Source organism: Pseudochrobactrum mosebachae, from assembly GCF_048914685.1.
Classification (GTDB): domain Bacteria; phylum Pseudomonadota; class Alphaproteobacteria; order Rhizobiales; family Rhizobiaceae; genus Pseudochrobactrum.
In genome coordinates this window covers 396366-414215 of the sequence record NZ_CP128408.1, presented here as the reverse complement: position 1 = coordinate 414215, position 17850 = coordinate 396366, and the positions used below count along the sequence as shown (strand labels likewise).

Below are 17850 nucleotides of genomic sequence, written 5' to 3'. Positions count from 1 at the left end.
GTTCTTTAAGTTCCGCAGTGCTGTAAGAGAGAGACGGGAAAATGGACGGTATTTTTGCAGCTTACGTCTTACCAGCGCTGATTATAGCGCTGAAGTCGGTCGTTCTGCTCGTCGTATTGCTGATTGTTGTAGCCTATCTGCTCTATGCGGATCGTAAGATATGGGCTGCGGTACAGTTGCGTCGGGGACCAAACGTTGTCGGCCCTTGGGGACTGTTTCAGGCCTTTGCGGATCTTTTGAAATTCGTTTTCAAAGAGCCGATCATTCCATCGGGTGCCAATAAAGTGGTGTTCCTGCTGGCGCCGTTTATTTCGGCGTTGCTGGCGCTGGCCACCTGGGCGGTTATTCCGGTCAGTGAAGGCTGGGCGATTGCCAATATCAATGTCGGTATCCTGTATATTCTCGCTATATCTTCTTTGGAAGTTTATGGCGTGATTATGGGGGGCTGGGCTTCAAACTCAAAATATCCGTTTCTGGGTGCATTGCGCTCGGCTGCGCAGATGGTTTCTTATGAAGTCTCGATCGGTTTTGTTATTGTAACCGTATTGCTGGTTGCCGGCTCATTGAACCTGACCGATATTGTGCTGTCGCAGTCGACTGGTCTTGGTACCACACTTGGTCTGCCAAACTCGTTTCTTGATTGGAACTGGCTGGTACTGTTCCCGATGTTTGTGATTTTCTTTATCTCGGCATTGGCTGAAACCAACCGTCCGCCATTCGATCTGGTGGAAGCGGAATCCGAACTTGTTGCCGGTCATATGATCGAATATTCGTCAACACCGTTCCTGCTGTTCTTCCTCGGTGAATATGTAGCCATTACGCTGATGTGCGCATTGATGACCATTCTGTTCCTTGGCGGCTGGTTGCCGATCGTGGATGTATGGTTCCTCAATTGGGTGCCGGGCATTATCTGGTTCATGCTCAAACTGTGCCTTTGCTTCTTCATGTTCGCCATGGTTAAAGCATTCGTACCGCGCTACCGCTATGATCAGCTGATGCGTCTGGGCTGGAAAGTTTTCCTCCCGATCTCATTGTTCATGGTTGTTGCAACCGCTGCATTCCTCAAATTTACCGGCCTCGCAGGTTAAGGAGACATCACATGGCTTCTATCGCTCAAGCCGCTAAATCACTGCTTTTGAAAGAATTCGTCAGCGCTTTCTTTCTCTCCATGCGTCAGTTCGTTGCGCCAAAGGCGACATTGAACTATCCGCATGAAAAAGGACCTGTTTCACCGCGTTTTCGCGGTGAGCATGCTCTGCGCCGTTATCCTAATGGTGAAGAACGCTGCATTGCCTGCAAGCTTTGCGAAGCGATTTGCCCGGCACAGGCTATTACGATTGAAGCCGGTCCGCGCCGCAATGACGGAACCCGCCGCACAGTGCGTTATGACATTGATATGGTCAAATGCATCTATTGCGGTTTCTGTCAGGAAGCCTGTCCGGTGGATGCGATTGTTGAAGGGCCGAATTTTGAATTTGCCACGGAAACCCGCGAAGAGCTGTACTATGATAAGGACAAGCTGCTCGCAAATGGTGACCGCTGGGAACGCGAACTCGCCCGCAATATCGCGATGGATGCGCCTTATCGTTAAGGTGGGATCCCCACCATGCCGTTAAGGTGTGTCGCTTTGCTGCTGATAAAACAGGGCAGGGCGCGGAATTTAAGTTGGTACAGATGCCGGAGCTTTATATAAGCTGATGGCATTTGTGCTTGAAGTTTTGCCTCATATTCCGGCTCACGGGTGCAACCTGTGAATTTAGAATGTGAGGCTATTGGACAGGCAGGTCAGCCTGCAAGTTAAAGGATATTGGGGAACCCCATGCTGACAGGTATAGCGGCGGCGTTTTTCTATTTATTCGCCTTCATCATGATTGCGAGTGCGCTGATGGTTATCACCGCGCGCAATCCCGTTCACTCGGTCTTGTTTTTGATCCTCGGCTTCTTCAACGCAGCGGCATTGTTCCTGCTGACGGGTGCTGAGTTTCTGGCGATGATCCTTGTGGTTGTTTATGTCGGTGCTGTGGCGGTTCTCTTCCTCTTCGTCGTCATGATGCTGGATGTGGATTTTGCTGAGCTGAAGCAGGGCGCGATGAAACACGCGCCAATTGGTGCTTTGGTTGGTGTTGTTCTGCTGGCTGAATTGGTGCTGGTATTTTCTGCCTCGATCTTCTCGCCGAAGATTGCACAGAATGCCGCTTATCCGATCCCGGATATTGCGACACGCCAGAACACACAGGCACTGGGCGACATTCTCTATACAGACTTTGTATTCTATTTCCAGATTGCCGGCCTGATCCTGCTGGTGGCGATGATCGGTGCGATTGTGCTGACACTGCGTCACAAAGAAGGTGTCAAGCGTCAGTCGATCCCTGATCAGGTTGCCCGTACACCGGAAACCGCGATCGAGATCAAAAAAGTAGAAACTGGCAAGGGTATTTAACAGGAGCCTCATGATGGTAGTCGGTATCGAACATTATCTGACCGTGTCGGCGATCCTGTTTACGCTTGGCGTTTTCGGGGTTTTCCTCAACCGTAAGAATGTGATCGTCATTTTGATGTCGATCGAGCTTATTCTTCTCTCGGTCAATCTTAACTTTATTGCGTTTTCATCAACGCTCGGTGATCTGACCGGGCAGATTTTCGCACTTTTCGTCCTGACTGTTGCCGCTGCTGAAGCGGCCATCGGTCTAGCTATTCTCGTCGTGTTCTTCCGTAACCGTGGTTCTATCGCGGTGGAAGATGTAAATGTCATGAAAGGTTGACGGGCAGATGCTCTATTACGCGATCGTCTTCCTTCCGCTGTTTGGCTTTTTGATTGCCGGCTTGTTCGGTAATAAAATCGGAGCCAAAGCCAGCGAGCTGATCACCTCGGGCTTCCTCGTGATTGCAGCATTGCTGTCATGGGTTGCTTTCTTCACCATTGCACTTGGTTCATCCGAGCCTGTGCGTTTACCGGTTCTGCATTGGCTGACCTCCGGCACCCTGTCTTTTGACTGGGCGATCCGCGTGGATACACTGACCGCGATTATGCTTGTTGTTATCAACAGTGTGTCGGCGCTCGTGCATATCTACTCGATCGGTTATATGCATAATGATCCGCACCGTCCGCGCTTCTTTGCGTATCTGTCGCTGTTTACCTTTGCGATGCTGATGCTGGTAACCTCTGACAATCTGGTGCAGATGTTCTTCGGCTGGGAAGGCGTGGGTCTTGCATCCTATCTTCTCATCGGTTTCTGGTACAAAAAGCCTTCAGCCAATGCGGCTGCAATGAAAGCTTTCGTGGTCAACCGCGTCGGTGATTTCGGCTTCCTGCTTGGTATTTTTGGTATCTTCGTTCTGTTCGGTGCCGTGGATTACACCACGATTTTTGCAACCGCCCAGAATTACGCTGCCGGTGAAAATGCATCGCAGATCGTGCTGAGCTTCCTCGGCTTTGAACTTGACCGTCAGGGTGCTCTGACCGTTGTTGCCCTGTTGCTCTTCATGGGTGCCATGGGTAAATCGGCACAGTTCCTGCTGCACACATGGTTGCCTGATGCGATGGAAGGCCCGACACCGGTGTCGGCGCTTATTCACGCGGCTACCATGGTGACCGCAGGTGTGTTCATGGTTGCGCGTATGTCGCCGATTTTTGAGCAGTCTGAAACCGCTTTGCTGGTTGTGACCATCATTGGTGCGATCACTGCATTCTTTGCAGCAACTGTTGGTCTGGTACAGAACGATATCAAGCGCGTGATTGCTTATTCGACCTGTTCACAGCTCGGTTATATGTTCGTGGCATTGGGTGTCGGCGCCTATGGTGCAGCAACATTCCACCTGTTCACACACGCATTCTTTAAAGCGCTGCTGTTCTTGGGCGCCGGTTCGGTTATTCATGCTGTATCGGATGAACAGGACATGCGTCGCATGGGCGGCTTGCGTAAGCTGATCCCGACCACCTATTGGATGATGATCATCGGCACAGTGGCGCTGACAGGTCTTGGTATTCCGGGCACTGTTATCGGTACTGCCGGCTTCTTCTCCAAAGATGCGATTATTGAATCGGCTTATGCATCTCACAGCGCTGCGTCTGGCTTTGCCTTCACAATGCTGGTTATTGCTGCTGCATTCACCTCGTTCTATTCATGGCGTCTGATTTTCATGACTTTCCACGGTAAGCCGCGTGCGACCGCTGAAGTGATGCATCACGTGCATGATTCACCGCCTGTTATGCTGGTGCCTTTGTTCCTGCTGGCTATTGGCGCTCTGTTTGCCGGTTATGTCTTTGTCGGTTATTTCTTCGGTGAGCATTATGATGCTTTCTGGAAGGGCGCTCTGTTTACCGGTGCGAATAATGAAATTCTTGAAGAATTCCATCATGTGCCGACCTGGGTTAAATTCTCGCCATTCATTGCAATGGTGCTGGGTTTCATCACTGCCTGGGCATTCTATATCCGCTCGCCGGAAACACCGAAGGCAATTGCCGCACGTCATCCGGGTCTGTACCAGTTCCTTTTGAACAAGTGGTATTTCGACGAATTGTACAACTTCCTGTTCGTGCGTTCGAGCATGGCTCTGGGACGTTTCCTCTGGAAAACCGGTGACGTGAAGATTATTGACGGACTTGGTCCGAATGGTGTGGCGGCTCGTGTGGTCGGCATTACCAACCGCGTTGTTAAATTGCAGAGCGGTTATCTTTATCACTACGCATTCGCGATGCTTATCGGTGTCGCAGCGCTCGTCACATGGATGATGATCGGGAGCTCTTTCTGATGACCGACTGGCCAATTCTCTCAACGGTCACGTTTCTGCCACTCGTTGGCGCGTTCCTGATCCTTCTGATCAGGGACGACAGCGAAGCAGCGCGTCGCAACATCCGTAATGTTGCACTGCTGACCACACTTTTTGTTTTTGCATTGTCCCTGATTGTCTGGGCTGGCTTTGATAATTCAAACGCCGGTTTCCAGATGGTTGAGAAACATGCATGGTTCGGTGAGGGCATCAGCTATCACATGGGCGTGGATGGTATTTCCATGTTGTTTGTGGTGCTGACCGCATTCCTGATGCCGTTTTGTATTCTTGCGAGCTGGAAGTCGGTCGATTTCCGCGTCAAGGAATATATGGTTGCGTTTCTTATCCTTGAAACGCTTGTTATCGGTGTGTTCTGCGCACTGGATATGTTCCTGTTCTACGTGTTCTTTGAAGCCAGCCTTATTCCGATGTTCATCATCATCGGTGTTTGGGGTGGTCAGCGCCGCGTTTACGCCAGTATCAAGTTCTTCCTCTATACGCTGCTGGGCTCGGTATTGATGCTCATTGCCATGATGGCAATGTATTTCACTGCCGGTACAATGGATATCCCGACACTACTGGCTTATGACTTCCCTGCATCGATGCAGACATGGTTGTGGCTGGCATTCTTCGCATCATTTGCGGTTAAAATGCCAATGTGGCCGGTCCATACATGGTTGCCTGATGCGCACGTTGAAGCGCCGACTGCAGGTTCGGTTATTCTGGCTGGTATTTTGCTGAAGCTCGGCGGCTACGGCTTCCTGCGCTTCTCACTGCCAATGTTCCCGATTGCCTCAGCCGATTTTGCGCCATTCGTATTCTGGCTCTCGGTGATTGCGATTGTTTACACCTCGCTCGTGGCTCTGGTGCAGACCGATATTAAAAAGCTGATTGCTTATTCGTCTGTTGCCCATATGGGTTATGTAACGATGGGTATTTTCGCAGCCAATGCGCAGGGTGTGCAGGGTGCGATTTTCCAGATGCTCTCGCATGGTATCGTTTCCGGTGCGCTGTTCCTTTGCGTCGGCGTGGTCTATGATCGTATGCATACAAGAGAGATCTCGGCCTATGGTGGTCTGGTCAATAACATGCCGAAATATGCGGTTGTGTTCCTGATCCTTACCATGGCCAATGTCGGTCTTCCTGGTACATCCGGCTTTATCGGTGAGTTCATGACATTGTTCGGTGCTTTCCAGGCCAATACATGGATTGCTGTGATCGCAACCACCGGTGTTATCCTGTCTGCTGCCTATGCGCTTTATCTCTATCGCCGCGTCGTATTCGGTGCGCTTGATAAAGAAAGCCTGAAGGCTCTGCTGGATCTCAGCGCACGTGAAAAAGTGATCCTGTATCCGCTGGTGATCCTGACAATCTTCTTCGGTGTCTATCCGGTTCCGGTCTTTGATGTGACTGCGAGTGCCGTTGACGCTCTGGTCAACAACTACAATGCGGCTGTGGCAACTGTTGCCATGCCGGTTGCAAATTAAGACGAAGGCATCGAGCGATGTACACCGATCTGATTGCCCACCTTACCCTTGCCGCACCGGAGGTGCTGCTTGCAGTTGGCGCACTGGCGCTGCTGATGGTAGGTGTTTTTTCTGGGCCACGTGCCAGCACTCTGGTTACAGGTCTTTCTGTAGCGCTGTTGCTTGGCGCTCTCGCACTCCTGCTGGTGTTTCCTGCTGAAGGCACTGCTTTCGGCACGGCATTCATCAATGACAGCTTCGCCCGTTTCATGAAGGTGCTGACACTGATCGGTTCGGTTGTCACGCTGATCATGTCGGTTGGCTTTGCCAGAGACCAGAAAATCAACAAGTTTGAATTTCCGGTTCTGGTGGTGCTTTCCACAGTGGGCATGCTGTTGATGGTGTCAGCCAATAATATGCTGGCACTGTATCTCGGCCTTGAAATGTCGTCGCTTGCACTTTACGTGCTGGCCGCTTTCAACCGCGACAGCGTACGTTCCACGGAAGCTGGTCTGAAATATTTCGTTCTCGGCGCTTTGTCCTCGGGCATGCTGCTCTACGGTATTTCACTGGTTTACGGTTATACCGGCACTATCAACTTTGCGGATATTGCTGCTGCTGTGACTGGTGGTACACGTCAGCTCGGTCTGGTATTCGGTCTGGTGTTTATTCTGGCCGGTCTGGCATTCAAAATCTCTGCGGTTCCGTTCCATATGTGGACACCGGATGTTTATGAAGGCGCACCAACACCGGTAACGGCATTCTTTGCAGCGGCGCCTAAAATGGCGGCAATAGCACTGCTGGTTCGCGTGACGATGGGGGCATTTGGCCCGCTGACCACTGACTGGCAGCAGATCATCATCTTTGTGGCACTTGCCTCGATGATCCTTGGTGCATTTGCGGCCATCGGTCAGTCCAATATCAAACGCCTGATGGCTTATTCATCCATCAGCCATGTTGGTTATGCTCTGGTTGGTCTGGCTGCCGGTACTGTTGACGGTGTCCGTGGCGTTGCCATTTACATGCTGATCTATCTGGTCATGACACTCGGCACATTCGCCTTCATTCTGGCAATGCGCAATAAGAGTGGCAATGTTGAAGAGATTTCTGATCTTGCCGGTCTGTCACGCACCAATCCGGTGATGGCAACCATCATGACTATCTTCTTGTTCTCGCTTGCAGGTATTCCGCCTTTGGCCGGCTTCTTCGGTAAATGGTATACGTTCCTTGCAGCCGTTCAGGCAGGTCTGGTGCCGCTGGCCGTAATTGGTATCGTGGCGTCTGTTGTTGGTGCCTTCTACTATCTGCGCATGATCAAGGTTATGTGGTTCGACGAGCCGGTTGGCGGACTTGAAGCACCTGCCGGTGAATTGAAGCTGGTTATGGGCGCATCAGCTGCCTTTGTACTGCTCTATTCATTGATTGCATCGCCGGTCATGATCTGGGCAACTTACGCAGCATCAGCATTTTTCTGATCAAAACCTGATTAAACTTGCTATAAACGCCCGGTATTTGCCGGGCGTTTTTTATTGACGGATGTGCCATGACTTTTGAACTTGATGAACAAACCATTGCTGCCGGTTATAGTGTGCGCGCATTTGACCATATTGGCTCGACCAATGCGCAGGCCTTACAGGACGCGCAAGCTTTGCAAGATAGCCAGGCGGGCGAGCCCGGTTTTGTCTGGTATGTGACCAAAGATCAGCGCAGTGGCCGTGGTCGGCGCGGCCGTGAATGGTCGACGCAAGTCGGCAATCTGGCAGCAACATTGCTGCTTATCCATGACTATCCGCTGGAAGTGGCTGCAACTTTGAGCTTTGTTGCAGCTCTTTCGCTGGCCGAAGCAATTGAAAATATGCTGCCTGATACTGAAACTGATTTCAAGCTGAAATGGCCAAATGATGTATTGGCTGATGGCGCCAAGATTTCAGGCATATTGCTTGAATCCGCTCTGTTAAAACATGGTCGTAAAGCCTTGGTGATCGGTATCGGTGTTAATGTTCTGCATGTGCCGGAAGGGGTGCCCTATGCGGTAACAAGCTTGCGACAGGCTGGTTACAACGCAAATGCAGAGCAGCTCCATACAGAACTGGCAGCACGTTTTGCCAGCAATTTTACGCTCTGGGATAACGGGCTCGGTATGGCAAAAATCCGTGATTTATGGCTGCAGCGTGCAGCAAAACTCGGCGAGGTTATTCGGGTGCAAAGCGGTGGCGAACTGCTCGAAGGTATATTCACGTCTATTGATGCCGAAGGCCATTTGCTGCTTTCGCTACCGCAAGGACGCAAACAGATTATCTCGGCGGGTGAAGTTTTCTTTGGTGAGAGCTAATCCAGTCATAATCGTTTTTAAACAACCAATTTTTGTTGAAACTGTCCATAAAACCTAATTTCTCACTGTATATAGCGAAATTTTGCCAACTATTGTTGCTTCACAGCGCGTTAAAGGTCATGAAATTAATATGGAAAATTTGCATTGTCATAGCGGTGGCTGTTAGAGCTTTGCACAGTTAAGTTGGATCAACCTGACGCCTGTGAAAAGGTGTAAACAAACATTCTGGAGCGAGCGCTACGATCCAAGTTGAGCGTAACCCGCTCTGGAGCAGCGCTTAATGATAATGTTCTGAAATAAATATAAATTTGAGGAGGGGGAATGCCCCAGTCCGGACACGGTAATTTACAGCAGGATATGCAGCCTGCGGGAAATCATGAACTTGTTTTTCTGCCATTAGGCGGTGTTGGTGAAATCGGTATGAATCTTGCGATGTACGGCTATGGGCCGGAACATGCGCGTGAGTGGATTGTTGTCGATATGGGCGTCAGTTTTGCTGGCCCTGAATTGCCGGGTGCAGACCTGATCCTGCCGGATATTCGCTATCTGGAAGCTGAGCGTAATAATATTCGGGCGATTGTTATTACGCATGCCCATGAAGACCATTATGGCTCGCTGCTCGATCTGTGGCCGCGTCTGCGCTTGCCGGTTTATGCCACGCCGTTCACAGCGGGTTTGCTGCAGGCAAAACGTCAGGCTGAATATAATGCGCCTGAAATTCCGGTTACTATTTTCCGTGCCGGCGAGAGCTTTGAAATCGGGCCGTTTAAAATTGAGGCGCTCGCCGTTACCCACTCTATCCCTGAGCCGGTATCGCTGGCTATCAGCACGCCGCTTGGCCGTGTGATCCATACCGGCGACTGGAAGATTGATCCTGAACCGGCACTTGGCCCGGTTTTTGACCAGCAGCGCTTTCAGGAGCTTGGCGATGAGGGGGTGCTGGCTCTGGTCTGCGACAGTACCAATGCGATGCGCGATGGTGAATCACCATCTGAAAAACAGGTTTCTGAAAGCCTGCGTGAACTGATCGAAAATGCCAAAGGCCGTGTGGCGATCACCACATTCTCCTCCAATGTCGGTCGTATCCGTTCGATTGCTGAAGCTGCACGTGATGCCGGACGTCAGGTACTGGTGGTTGGCCGCTCGATGAAGCGCTGCATCGCCGTTGCGACAGATCTTGGCTATATGGAAGGTCTGCCGGAGTTTCTCTCCGAGGATGATTACGGCTATATTCCGCGTGAAAATGTGGTGATGGTTCTGACCGGTAGTCAGGGTGAAAATCGTGCGGCACTGGCTAAACTGGCGCGCGATGAAATGCGTTCATTGGCTTTGACCGCCGGTGATACAGTGATTTTCTCATCCCGTACTATTCCTGGTAACGAAAAGCCGATTATCGAGATTAAAAACCTGCTGATTGAGCAGGGCATTAAGATTATTACCGATGATGATGCACTTGTGCATGTGTCAGGCCATCCGCGTCGTAATGAGCTTAAGCGCATGTATGCATGGGTTCGCCCGCAAATGCTGGTACCTGTGCATGGTGAAGCAGCACATCTGGTTGCGCAGGGCGCGCTTGGTCTGCAAGCCGGTATTCCGCATGTGGCACAAATCCGTAATGGCGATGTGCTGCGTCTGGCGCCGGGGCCTGCCCAGATTATTGATGAAGCACCCTATGGTCGCATCTATAAAGATGGCCGCCTTATCGGTGATGAAGACGAAATGGGCATCACCGAGCGCCGTAAGCTGGCTTATGTCGGCCATGTTTCGGTATCGGTTCTGCTCGATAGCCAGTATAAAATTTACGATGAGCCGGAAGTGGTTGCTTTTGGCGTGCCGGAAGAAGATGCACAGAAAAATCTGATTGAAGATTTGATTCATGATGCTGTTGTCAGCGCCATTGAGAGCATTCCGAGAGTCCGCCGTAAGGATATTGAGCTGGTGCGTGAAGCAGCACGGCGTGCTGTGCGCGCGGCGGTGAATGATGTTTGGGGTAAAAAGCCGGTAACAACTGTGTTTGTGACCCGACTGTCTTAGATCAGGCATTCCTAGGGCATTTCAGCATCAAGTTAAATCGGCTTGATGGTGAAATGCGTAAACTCTAAAAATTAGAGCGAGCGTTGCGATCCAACCTGAACGTTTCCCGCTCTAGAGCATTTCACTATCAAGTTGAATCAACTTGATAGGTTTGACAATGCGAAAAAACTAAAATCTAGAGCGAGCGCTGTGATTCAACCTGAACGTTTCCCGCTCTAGCTTAGGTTTGATATCAGCCGCTAAGTTTAAAACCGCGTCGTGCCTTAACCGGCACGACGCGGTTTATTTCAGATGCTGGTTGTTTGCCGGCGCACGGTGTTTTATGCTGATTTATAAAGTTGAAAGCTTAGACTGACTGAAGCCCTGTATCACAGTGGTTTTATGGGTGAGGGGTACTGTAATGTCGATTATTTCCGGAATGGCGATTTATTTTATTATCTGGTGGACATCATTATTTGCGATGTTGCCATTTGGCCTGCGTACACAGGCAGAAGAAAATGAAATTGTGCGCGGAACCGTTGCCAGTGCACCTGCACGCGCGCGTATCGGGGTGGCGTTTTTCCGTACCACTATTCTCGCTACCGTTATCTTTACAGGTTTTTGGTTTATTACCCAAAAGCTGGGCTTTGGTCTCGACGATATTCCGCACTTCTTTCCTGATCTGTGAATCTAAATATTATATTCTTAATGTAACACACTGTAATTATACTGTTATTTCAGTATTGTTATCTGTTTATTTTGCGTGAGCAGTCACCAGAAATCATAGTTTCGACTTGGAATTTTCTGTATTTGGTAGCTTGCTGTCCAATGCTCGCCCTGAATTATCTATCATTTCAGGGCGAGGAACCTCATCAAAGCTATGTCTAAGCGGAAAGCATTGCCGCGAAAATTTAACGGATGTCGAAGAGCCGTGCAGTTTGAAATTCGCCGCTCCGGTATCAATAGACAAGCCTGCAAACCAGCCTGTTAATTTTGCTTGAAACGTACGGCACGCCATCTCTCCGAGGCGGTTAATAGCTGCTGCGGCATGAGCGTCTCACTCTATGTCAATAATTTTTGTGTAAAAGAGGCCTGCCGTTTACTGCGCGAGACTGATGATCCGGTAGCACTGCTTACTTTGCCAGCTCGCTCCTGACCAAATCAAACCTTAATCGTGAATGTCTGCGGGTAACAGGAATGAGCCCGGTATGCTGGAGAAACAACAGTGCTTTGGATGTGCATTCACGTGAGGCAGAATTGATGTAACTGCTTAGGGCACATTATTCTTATGTAAAAAGAGGGGCGGTATTGGCATCTGCAAGAAAAACGCGCCCTATAATCCCACTATATTAGTATCATTTAGATGTAAAAAAAAGCAAGGCGTTAGCCTTGCTTATAAAAAACGCGTTCAACTCGTTTCCCTTTTACGGGCGGCAGCGTATTAACGCGCCTGAGTTACATCCTCCCAAGACTTTGACCGCGTGAGAGAGTAGTTAAACCTGCTCTCTGTTGTCGTTACTTAGAAAATAGAATGAGAAATATCAGTTGTCACGTGTTATTTTGGTCGCAGACACCAGAATGCCATAATTTTTTCCTGCAAAGCGCATAATTCTAGCTTTTTAATTCGATTTAAAAGCAATATTTGATTGAAATATTGCTTTTTGGCGCCATTTTACGCTTAAAATAATAATTGTAAAAAATCTGTCACAAATCAGTAAAACTCCATTGTTCGATTATTTTGTTACGTAATCATCAGATTGTGACTACGCAAAATCATCCGGATAGATGAAATTCCATTCTGGATGTCAGCCACGCGTGAAGAATCATCAGGCTGCGCCATAATTTGGCAGGCTTTATCAGGCAGCTCTGATATTTCTTAGCTGTTGCAGCTTGTTTGAGACGGGTTTTCATTGCCATGATAAGTCGTTACTAAACACGAGAGATTTTATGTGTTTTTTCCTGATTCTTTAAGGGTCGGGAGCAATTTTCGGTGGTTTCCCCATGCGTATGTCCCGCTTCTTTTTGCCTATCCTGAAAGAAAATCCAAAAGAGGCAGAAATTGTCTCGCATCGCCTGATGCTGCGTTCGGGTATGATCCGCCAGCAGTCGGCCGGTATCTACACATGGTTGCCATTGGGTTTGAAAGTTCTCAATAAGGTCAATACCATTATCCGCGAAGAGCAAAACCGCGCCGGTGGTAACGAAATTCTGATGCCGACTATCCAGTCTGCGGATCTGTGGCGCGAAAGTGGCCGCTACGATGCTTATGGCAAGGAAATGCTGCGCATTAAAGACCGCTCGGAGCGTGAAATGCTGTTCGGCCCGACCAATGAAGAAATGGTCACCGATATTTTCCGTTCTTATGTCCGCTCTTATAAAGATCTGCCATTGAACCTTTATCACATTCAGTGGAAATTCCGCGATGAAGTGCGTCCGCGTTTCGGCGTGATGCGCTCCCGCGAATTTCTTATGAAGGACGCTTATTCGTTCGATCTGAACTTTGAAAGCGCAAAGGCTGCCTATTACCGTATGTTCGTTTCATATTTGCGTACCTTTGCTCGTATTGGTGTGCAAGTGGTTCCGATGCGTGCGGATACCGGCCCGATTGGTGGCGATCTCTCCCATGAATTTATTATTCTGGCAGAAACCGGCGAAAGTCAGGTTTTCTGTGATCGCGCTTATCTTGACCTGAAGGTGCCGGGCGCAGATGTTGATTTCTTTGACGATGCAGCAATGGCATCGATCGTTGATCAGTGGACGACACCATATGCTGCTACTGAAGAAATGCATGATGAAAGCGCATGGGCGCAGGTCAATGCAGCTAATCAGGTTGCAGCACGTGGTATCGAGGTTGGCCATATCTTCCATTTCGGCACCAAATATTCCGAACCAATGGGCGCGAAAGTGCAGGGGCCGGATGGTAAAGAGCATCTGGTATCGATGGGCTCTTATGGTATCGGCCCTTCACGCGTGGTTGCTGCGACGATTGAAGCATCCCATGACGAAAACGGTATTATCTGGCCAAAAGCCATTGCACCATTTGGCGCGGGTATCGTGAATATGAAGCCTGGCGATGCTGCTTGCGATGCAGTGTCTGAAAAGCTTTATGAAGCGCTGACCAATGCCGGTCTTGATCCGTTACTGGATGATAGTGATGATCGTCCGGGCGCTAAATTTGCGACGATGGATCTGATTGGCGTGCCGGTACAGATTATTGCGGGGCCGCGCAGCGTTGCCAATGGCGAAGTTGAAGTGAAAGACCGCAAAACCGGCGAGCGTCAGACAATGACGGTTGAAGCCGCAATCAATCTTTTGACCGCTCATCTTCCAAACGTGGGGCAGTAATGTTCAAAAAGCCCGCGACAGCAGGAAAACAGTCAAACGGGGGCGTGCAATTGCTTAATAAATTGCCAAAACAGCAACCGGTGAAAAAGCCCGCAGCGCATGTGAAGCGCAAGGGAACAGGTCCTTTTTCTGCGCTTGAGCGCATGATTGCGTGGCGCTATTTGCGCTCGCGTCGTCGTGACTCATTCATTTCTGTGATCGCGGGTTTTTCATTCACGGGTATTATGCTTGGCGTGGCCACGCTCATCATCGTTATGGCGGTGATGAACGGCTTTCGCTCCGAACTGCTCAATCGTATTCTCGGCATCAATGGTCATCTGATTGTGGCGCCGATTGACAGCCCGATGGAAGATTACGACCATCTGGTTAAACGTATGGATGCTTTGCCGGGCGTGAGCTTCGCCATTCCGGTGGTTGAAGGGCAGGCTTTGGTGCAGGGTGCTATCGGTGCCGGCACCGGCGCTATGGTGCGCGGCTTGCGTAAGCAAGACGTGAATAAGCTCAAGCTGATCGCACAAAATGTGAAATCCGGCACATTCGCAGATTTCGATACCTCAGACGGTGTAGCAATCGGTACGCGCATGGCGCAGAACTTAGGTCTGGCTGTCGGGGATGACCTTAAAATCATTTCCCCTGATGGTGATGTCACGCCTTTTGGCGTCAATGCCCGTACCAAAGCCTATCCGATTAAAGCGATTTTCGAAATCGGCATGTCGGAATATGATGCATCGATCGTGTTGATGCCGCTTAATGAGGCGCAATTGTTCTTCAATCAGGAAGGGCGCGTGCAGTCTATTGAGGTTTTCGCAGATAATCCGGACAAGATTGATGATTTGCGCGCCGGTGTGGAAGAGGCAGCTGAGCGCCCTGTTATGATGACAGACTGGCGGCAGCGTAACGCCACATTCTTCTCGGCCTTGCAGGTTGAGCGCAATGTGATGTTCATGATTTTGACCCTGATTGTACTGGTTGCAGCGCTGAACATTATTTCCGGCCTGATCATGCTGGTGAAAGACAAAGGCCGCGATATCGCGATCCTGCGCACAATGGGTGCTACACGCGGTGCGATTATGCGGATATTTTTGATGACCGGTGCGGCTATCGGCATTACCGGAACTCTGGCAGGCGTGATCCTTGGTGTTGTGGTTTGCCTTAATGTTGAGAGTATCCGTGCGTTCTTCTCATGGCTATCCGGTACAACCCTGTTTAACCCTGAGCTCTATTTCCTAAGCCAGCTGCCTGCGAAAATGAATGTCGGAGAAACACTCTCTGTTATCATTATGGCGCTCGTCTTGTCATTTATTGCAACGATTTTTCCGGCTTGGCGCGCAGCCAAACTCGATCCTGTTGATGCGCTGAGGAACGAATAATGATCGGTGAACCTATCCTTCAGCTTAAAAATATCTGCCGCAGCTATACCGAGGCAGATCGTGAATTGTCGATTTTGAAAGATGCAAATCTAACTCTGCATCGCGGTGAGATGGTTGCACTGGTTGCACCTTCTGGTGCCGGTAAATCGACACTTCTTCATACGGCCGGTCTGCTTGAAAAGCCGGATTCCGGTGATGTTATTTTAGGCAAAACCTCTTGCGCACAGCTGGATGATGACCAGCGGACTGCTATGCGTCGTCACGATTTGGGCTTTGTCTATCAGTTTCACCATTTGCTGCCTGAGTTCACGGCGCTTGAAAATGTGATGGTGCCGCAAATGTTGCGTGGCTTGTCGACCAAAGTGGCAGCACAGCGCGCGCAAAATCTGCTGGATTACATGCGCATCGGCCCGCGCTCCTCACATCGTCCCTCAGAGCTTTCAGGTGGTGAGCAGCAGCGTGTGGCTATTGCCCGCGCGGTTGCCAATGCACCGCTGGTGTTGTTTGCGGATGAACCGACAGGCAATCTCGATCCTACCACGTCATCATATGTGTTTCAGGCGCTTGAGGCGCTGGTGCGCCAGTCCGGGCTGTCTGCACTGATAGCAACGCATAATCACGATCTTGCCCGCCGAATGGATCGTTGTGTGACGCTTAAAGATGGTAAGATTGTTGAGTTGGATCTGGGGGGGTAGAAGTGATGCCCCATTACAATCAAATTAAGTAAATTATAATAGTATATATATTATAATTTACTTAATTTGATTGTAATGTATACTCTATTTTTCTTATTGTTGTGCGAAGAAATATTGGCTACCAAGAGAGGGTTTTTCTTTTGTTGGTGCCGATATGAATGTTATTTTCAATAAAGACTATGTTTATTACAATGTAGCAATATTTGCTTTGGCGTGTTCGCTCTCTTATTTGGTTAAAAAGTATTTTGCATTATCGGGCACTTATGTCTTATTTGGGTTTTTGTTTGTATCGCTATATTTTTTGTTACGAGGATATGGTGCCAAAGCTGTAAAAGTGAGTGGTTTTCGTGTCCTCTATAGTTTTGTACCATTGTTGTTGCTGTTTATTTATTTCTGTATTTTAGGTGTATTTGGTGATTTTGACTTCTCAAGTATAGTCTTCCATATTGAAATGGGTACAGGAGGACATATACCGCATGGTTTGGTAAATCCAATTTTGCGCTATGCGTTAAGCTTTCTCGGCGTTGCTGCAAGTCTTGCTGTTTTGATTAATCTTGATAAGCGTTTTCTTGTGGCTGACCGCGCTCTATTCATACCTTTGTTTTTGGTTAATCCGATGCTTTTAGGGATAGCTGATTATCTGCTGATTAATCGCTATGATGATCGCTTGCTACAGGCGTACCACCAGCCTGAACATCTTACGCTACCTGCAAGAGCAAACAAGAATCTGCTCATGATCTACGCTGAAAGCATGGAAAGAAGTTTTTCTGAGATTTCACATGGTGAAGCCAGCTTTGCAGAAATGAGCCGTTTGGCGGCTTCTGGGCTGGAAGTTGCAGGTATCCGGCAAGTTAATAATACTGGCTGGTCTATGGCCGGTTTTGTAACAACGCAATGTGGTATGCCATTGCAACGTCGCGGTATGCTTACACAGGATATGAATGAGACCCAAGAAAGCTTTTTTGCAGGTATTCCCTGCCTGAGTGATATCTTAAACGATAATGGTTATCATACTGAATTTATGAATGGCTCTGATCATGGTTTTGCAGGTATGAAACCATTTTTGGATACGCATAATTTTAGCTATATTTCTGGTTTGCTGGATTACAATAATGACGCCGGCTCTTATCTCAACAGCTGGGGTTTGTTTGATGATACACTGTTTGAACAGGCAGAAATTCGTATTCGCAAACTCCATGAGGCAGGTAGGCCATACGCTTTTTCAGTTGCTACGATCAGTGCACATTTCCCTGACGGTCATCCGACAAAGAGCTGTGATGCGGCGCTTGAAGGTCATGGACTGCCACCAATTCTTTATGCGGTTAAATGTACCGGTTATGAGATTGAGCGGTTTTTAAATAATTTGCGTGAGGAAGGATATTTAAAAAATACTATTATTGTCATTGTCAGCGATCACCTGATGATGAAAAACCAGTTTACTAACGAGTTGGACAAGACAGATCGTATGAATTATTTCACTGTCCTTGCCGATGATATTCAGCCGCAATTAATCAAACGTGATGCTGCAATGTTTGACGTGTTCCCGACCATCCTCGATTTATTGGGATTTCCTCTCAAGGATGGGCGTGCAGGTTTAGGTGTTTCATTGCTTTCAGATTACCCGACATTGGTTGAAGAATATGGACTTACTGCTGTGAATGACTTTATCAGAAATGATAAATTATTGGCATATAAGGCATGGATGAAACCCGAGGCCAGTACAGAAAAAATAGCAAAGCATTTTAGCGTAAAATAGCTGGAGCTAAATGAATTAGAAGTTTTATGCCCCCTTGAGCAATGCACCTTATTTATTGCTCTGGAAATTTTACCTATCAAGTTTAGTCGGCTTGATGTGGTGC

General features: G+C 48.9%; 14 protein-coding genes. All 14 read left to right on the top strand.

The features are described 5' to 3' along the window. The first annotated feature begins 41 nt into the window (after window positions 1–41). Window positions 42–1088, top strand: coding sequence for an NADH-quinone oxidoreductase subunit NuoH (gene nuoH / locus MP213Fo_RS01845; RefSeq protein WP_421090001.1), 1047 nt, complete (start codon window positions 42–44; stop codon window positions 1086–1088). Between the two features lie 11 nt (window positions 1089–1099). Beyond that, on the top strand, window positions 1100–1591 hold the full coding sequence (gene nuoI / locus MP213Fo_RS01840) for an NADH-quinone oxidoreductase subunit NuoI (RefSeq protein WP_421090000.1): 492 nt from the start codon (window positions 1100–1102) through the stop codon (window positions 1589–1591). A 228-nt stretch (window positions 1592–1819) separates the two neighbouring features. After that, window positions 1820–2440, top strand: coding sequence for an NADH-quinone oxidoreductase subunit J (locus tag MP213Fo_RS01835; RefSeq protein ID WP_421089999.1), 621 nt, complete (start codon window positions 1820–1822; stop codon window positions 2438–2440). A gap of 13 nt (window positions 2441–2453) precedes the next feature. Continuing rightward, the gene (gene nuoK, locus MP213Fo_RS01830; RefSeq protein ID WP_421090971.1) at window positions 2454–2762 is read left to right on the top strand and encodes an NADH-quinone oxidoreductase subunit NuoK; all 309 of its coding nucleotides are present in this window, start codon (window positions 2454–2456) and stop codon (window positions 2760–2762) included. Between the two features lie 7 nt (window positions 2763–2769). Continuing rightward, entirely contained in the window at window positions 2770–4752 is a 1983-nt protein-coding gene (gene nuoL / locus MP213Fo_RS01825; protein ID WP_421089998.1) for an NADH-quinone oxidoreductase subunit L, read from the top strand. Beyond that, a complete protein-coding gene (locus MP213Fo_RS01820; protein ID WP_421089997.1) occupies window positions 4752–6257 on the top strand; it encodes an NADH-quinone oxidoreductase subunit M in 1506 nt (501 codons plus the stop codon). Before nuoL ends, MP213Fo_RS01820 begins: the two co-directional genes overlap by 1 nt. A gap of 17 nt (window positions 6258–6274) precedes the next feature. Then, window positions 6275–7711 (top strand): NADH-quinone oxidoreductase subunit NuoN, encoded by a 1437-nt coding sequence (gene nuoN, locus MP213Fo_RS01815; protein ID WP_421089996.1) that lies wholly within the window; start codon window positions 6275–6277, stop codon window positions 7709–7711. Window positions 7712–7779: 68 nt separating this feature from the next. Further along, a complete protein-coding gene (locus tag MP213Fo_RS01810; protein ID WP_421089995.1) occupies window positions 7780–8568 on the top strand; it encodes a biotin--[acetyl-CoA-carboxylase] ligase in 789 nt (262 codons plus the stop codon). A gap of 357 nt (window positions 8569–8925) precedes the next feature. Further along, window positions 8926–10602, top strand: a complete 1677-nt coding sequence (locus tag MP213Fo_RS01805) for a ribonuclease J (RefSeq protein ID WP_421090970.1) — start codon at window positions 8926–8928, stop codon at window positions 10600–10602. 400 nt (window positions 10603–11002) lie between these two features. After that, entirely contained in the window at window positions 11003–11269 is a 267-nt protein-coding gene (locus MP213Fo_RS01800) for a DUF1467 family protein (protein WP_421089994.1), read from the top strand. A 1313-nt stretch (window positions 11270–12582) separates the two neighbouring features. Then, complete coding sequence (proS, locus tag MP213Fo_RS01795; RefSeq protein ID WP_421089993.1) at window positions 12583–13926, top strand: proline--tRNA ligase; 1344 nt, start codon at window positions 12583–12585, stop codon at window positions 13924–13926. A gap of 143 nt (window positions 13927–14069) precedes the next feature. Next, window positions 14070–15296 (top strand): lipoprotein-releasing ABC transporter permease subunit, encoded by a 1227-nt coding sequence (locus MP213Fo_RS01790; protein ID WP_421090969.1) that lies wholly within the window; start codon window positions 14070–14072, stop codon window positions 15294–15296. Then, a complete protein-coding gene (locus MP213Fo_RS01785; RefSeq protein ID WP_421089992.1) occupies window positions 15296–15991 on the top strand; it encodes an ABC transporter ATP-binding protein in 696 nt (231 codons plus the stop codon). Before MP213Fo_RS01790 ends, MP213Fo_RS01785 begins: the two co-directional genes overlap by 1 nt. Window positions 15992–16145: 154 nt before the next feature. Continuing rightward, the gene (locus MP213Fo_RS01780; RefSeq protein ID WP_421089991.1) at window positions 16146–17747 is read left to right on the top strand and encodes a sulfatase-like hydrolase/transferase; all 1602 of its coding nucleotides are present in this window, start codon (window positions 16146–16148) and stop codon (window positions 17745–17747) included. Window positions 17748–17850: the final 103 nt, after the last annotated feature.

Excerpts from the sequence above, each read along its gene's own strand:
- nuoH (WP_421090001.1), top strand. The coding sequence starts at position 42 with ATGGACGGTATTTTTGCAGCTTACGTCTTACCAGCGCTGATTATAGCG.
- MP213Fo_RS01785 (WP_421089992.1), top strand. The coding sequence starts at position 15,296 with ATGATCGGTGAACCTATCCTTCAGCTTAAAAATATCTGCCGCAGCTAT.
- MP213Fo_RS01780 (WP_421089991.1), top strand. The coding sequence starts at position 16,146 with ATGAATGTTATTTTCAATAAAGACTATGTTTATTACAATGTAGCAATA.
- MP213Fo_RS01835 (WP_421089999.1), top strand. The coding sequence starts at position 1,820 with ATGCTGACAGGTATAGCGGCGGCGTTTTTCTATTTATTCGCCTTCATC.
- MP213Fo_RS01805 (WP_421090970.1), top strand. The coding sequence starts at position 8,926 with ATGCAGCCTGCGGGAAATCATGAACTTGTTTTTCTGCCATTAGGCGGT.
- nuoK (WP_421090971.1), top strand. The coding sequence starts at position 2,454 with ATGGTAGTCGGTATCGAACATTATCTGACCGTGTCGGCGATCCTGTTT.
- MP213Fo_RS01810 (WP_421089995.1), top strand. The coding sequence starts at position 7,780 with ATGACTTTTGAACTTGATGAACAAACCATTGCTGCCGGTTATAGTGTG.
- nuoN (WP_421089996.1), top strand. The coding sequence starts at position 6,275 with ATGTACACCGATCTGATTGCCCACCTTACCCTTGCCGCACCGGAGGTG.
- proS (WP_421089993.1), top strand. The coding sequence starts at position 12,583 with ATGCGTATGTCCCGCTTCTTTTTGCCTATCCTGAAAGAAAATCCAAAA.
- nuoI (WP_421090000.1), top strand. The coding sequence starts at position 1,100 with ATGGCTTCTATCGCTCAAGCCGCTAAATCACTGCTTTTGAAAGAATTC.
- MP213Fo_RS01800 (WP_421089994.1), top strand. The coding sequence starts at position 11,003 with ATGTCGATTATTTCCGGAATGGCGATTTATTTTATTATCTGGTGGACA.
- nuoL (WP_421089998.1), top strand. The coding sequence starts at position 2,770 with ATGCTCTATTACGCGATCGTCTTCCTTCCGCTGTTTGGCTTTTTGATT.
- MP213Fo_RS01790 (WP_421090969.1), top strand. The coding sequence starts at position 14,070 with ATGATTGCGTGGCGCTATTTGCGCTCGCGTCGTCGTGACTCATTCATT.
- MP213Fo_RS01820 (WP_421089997.1), top strand. The coding sequence starts at position 4,752 with ATGACCGACTGGCCAATTCTCTCAACGGTCACGTTTCTGCCACTCGTT.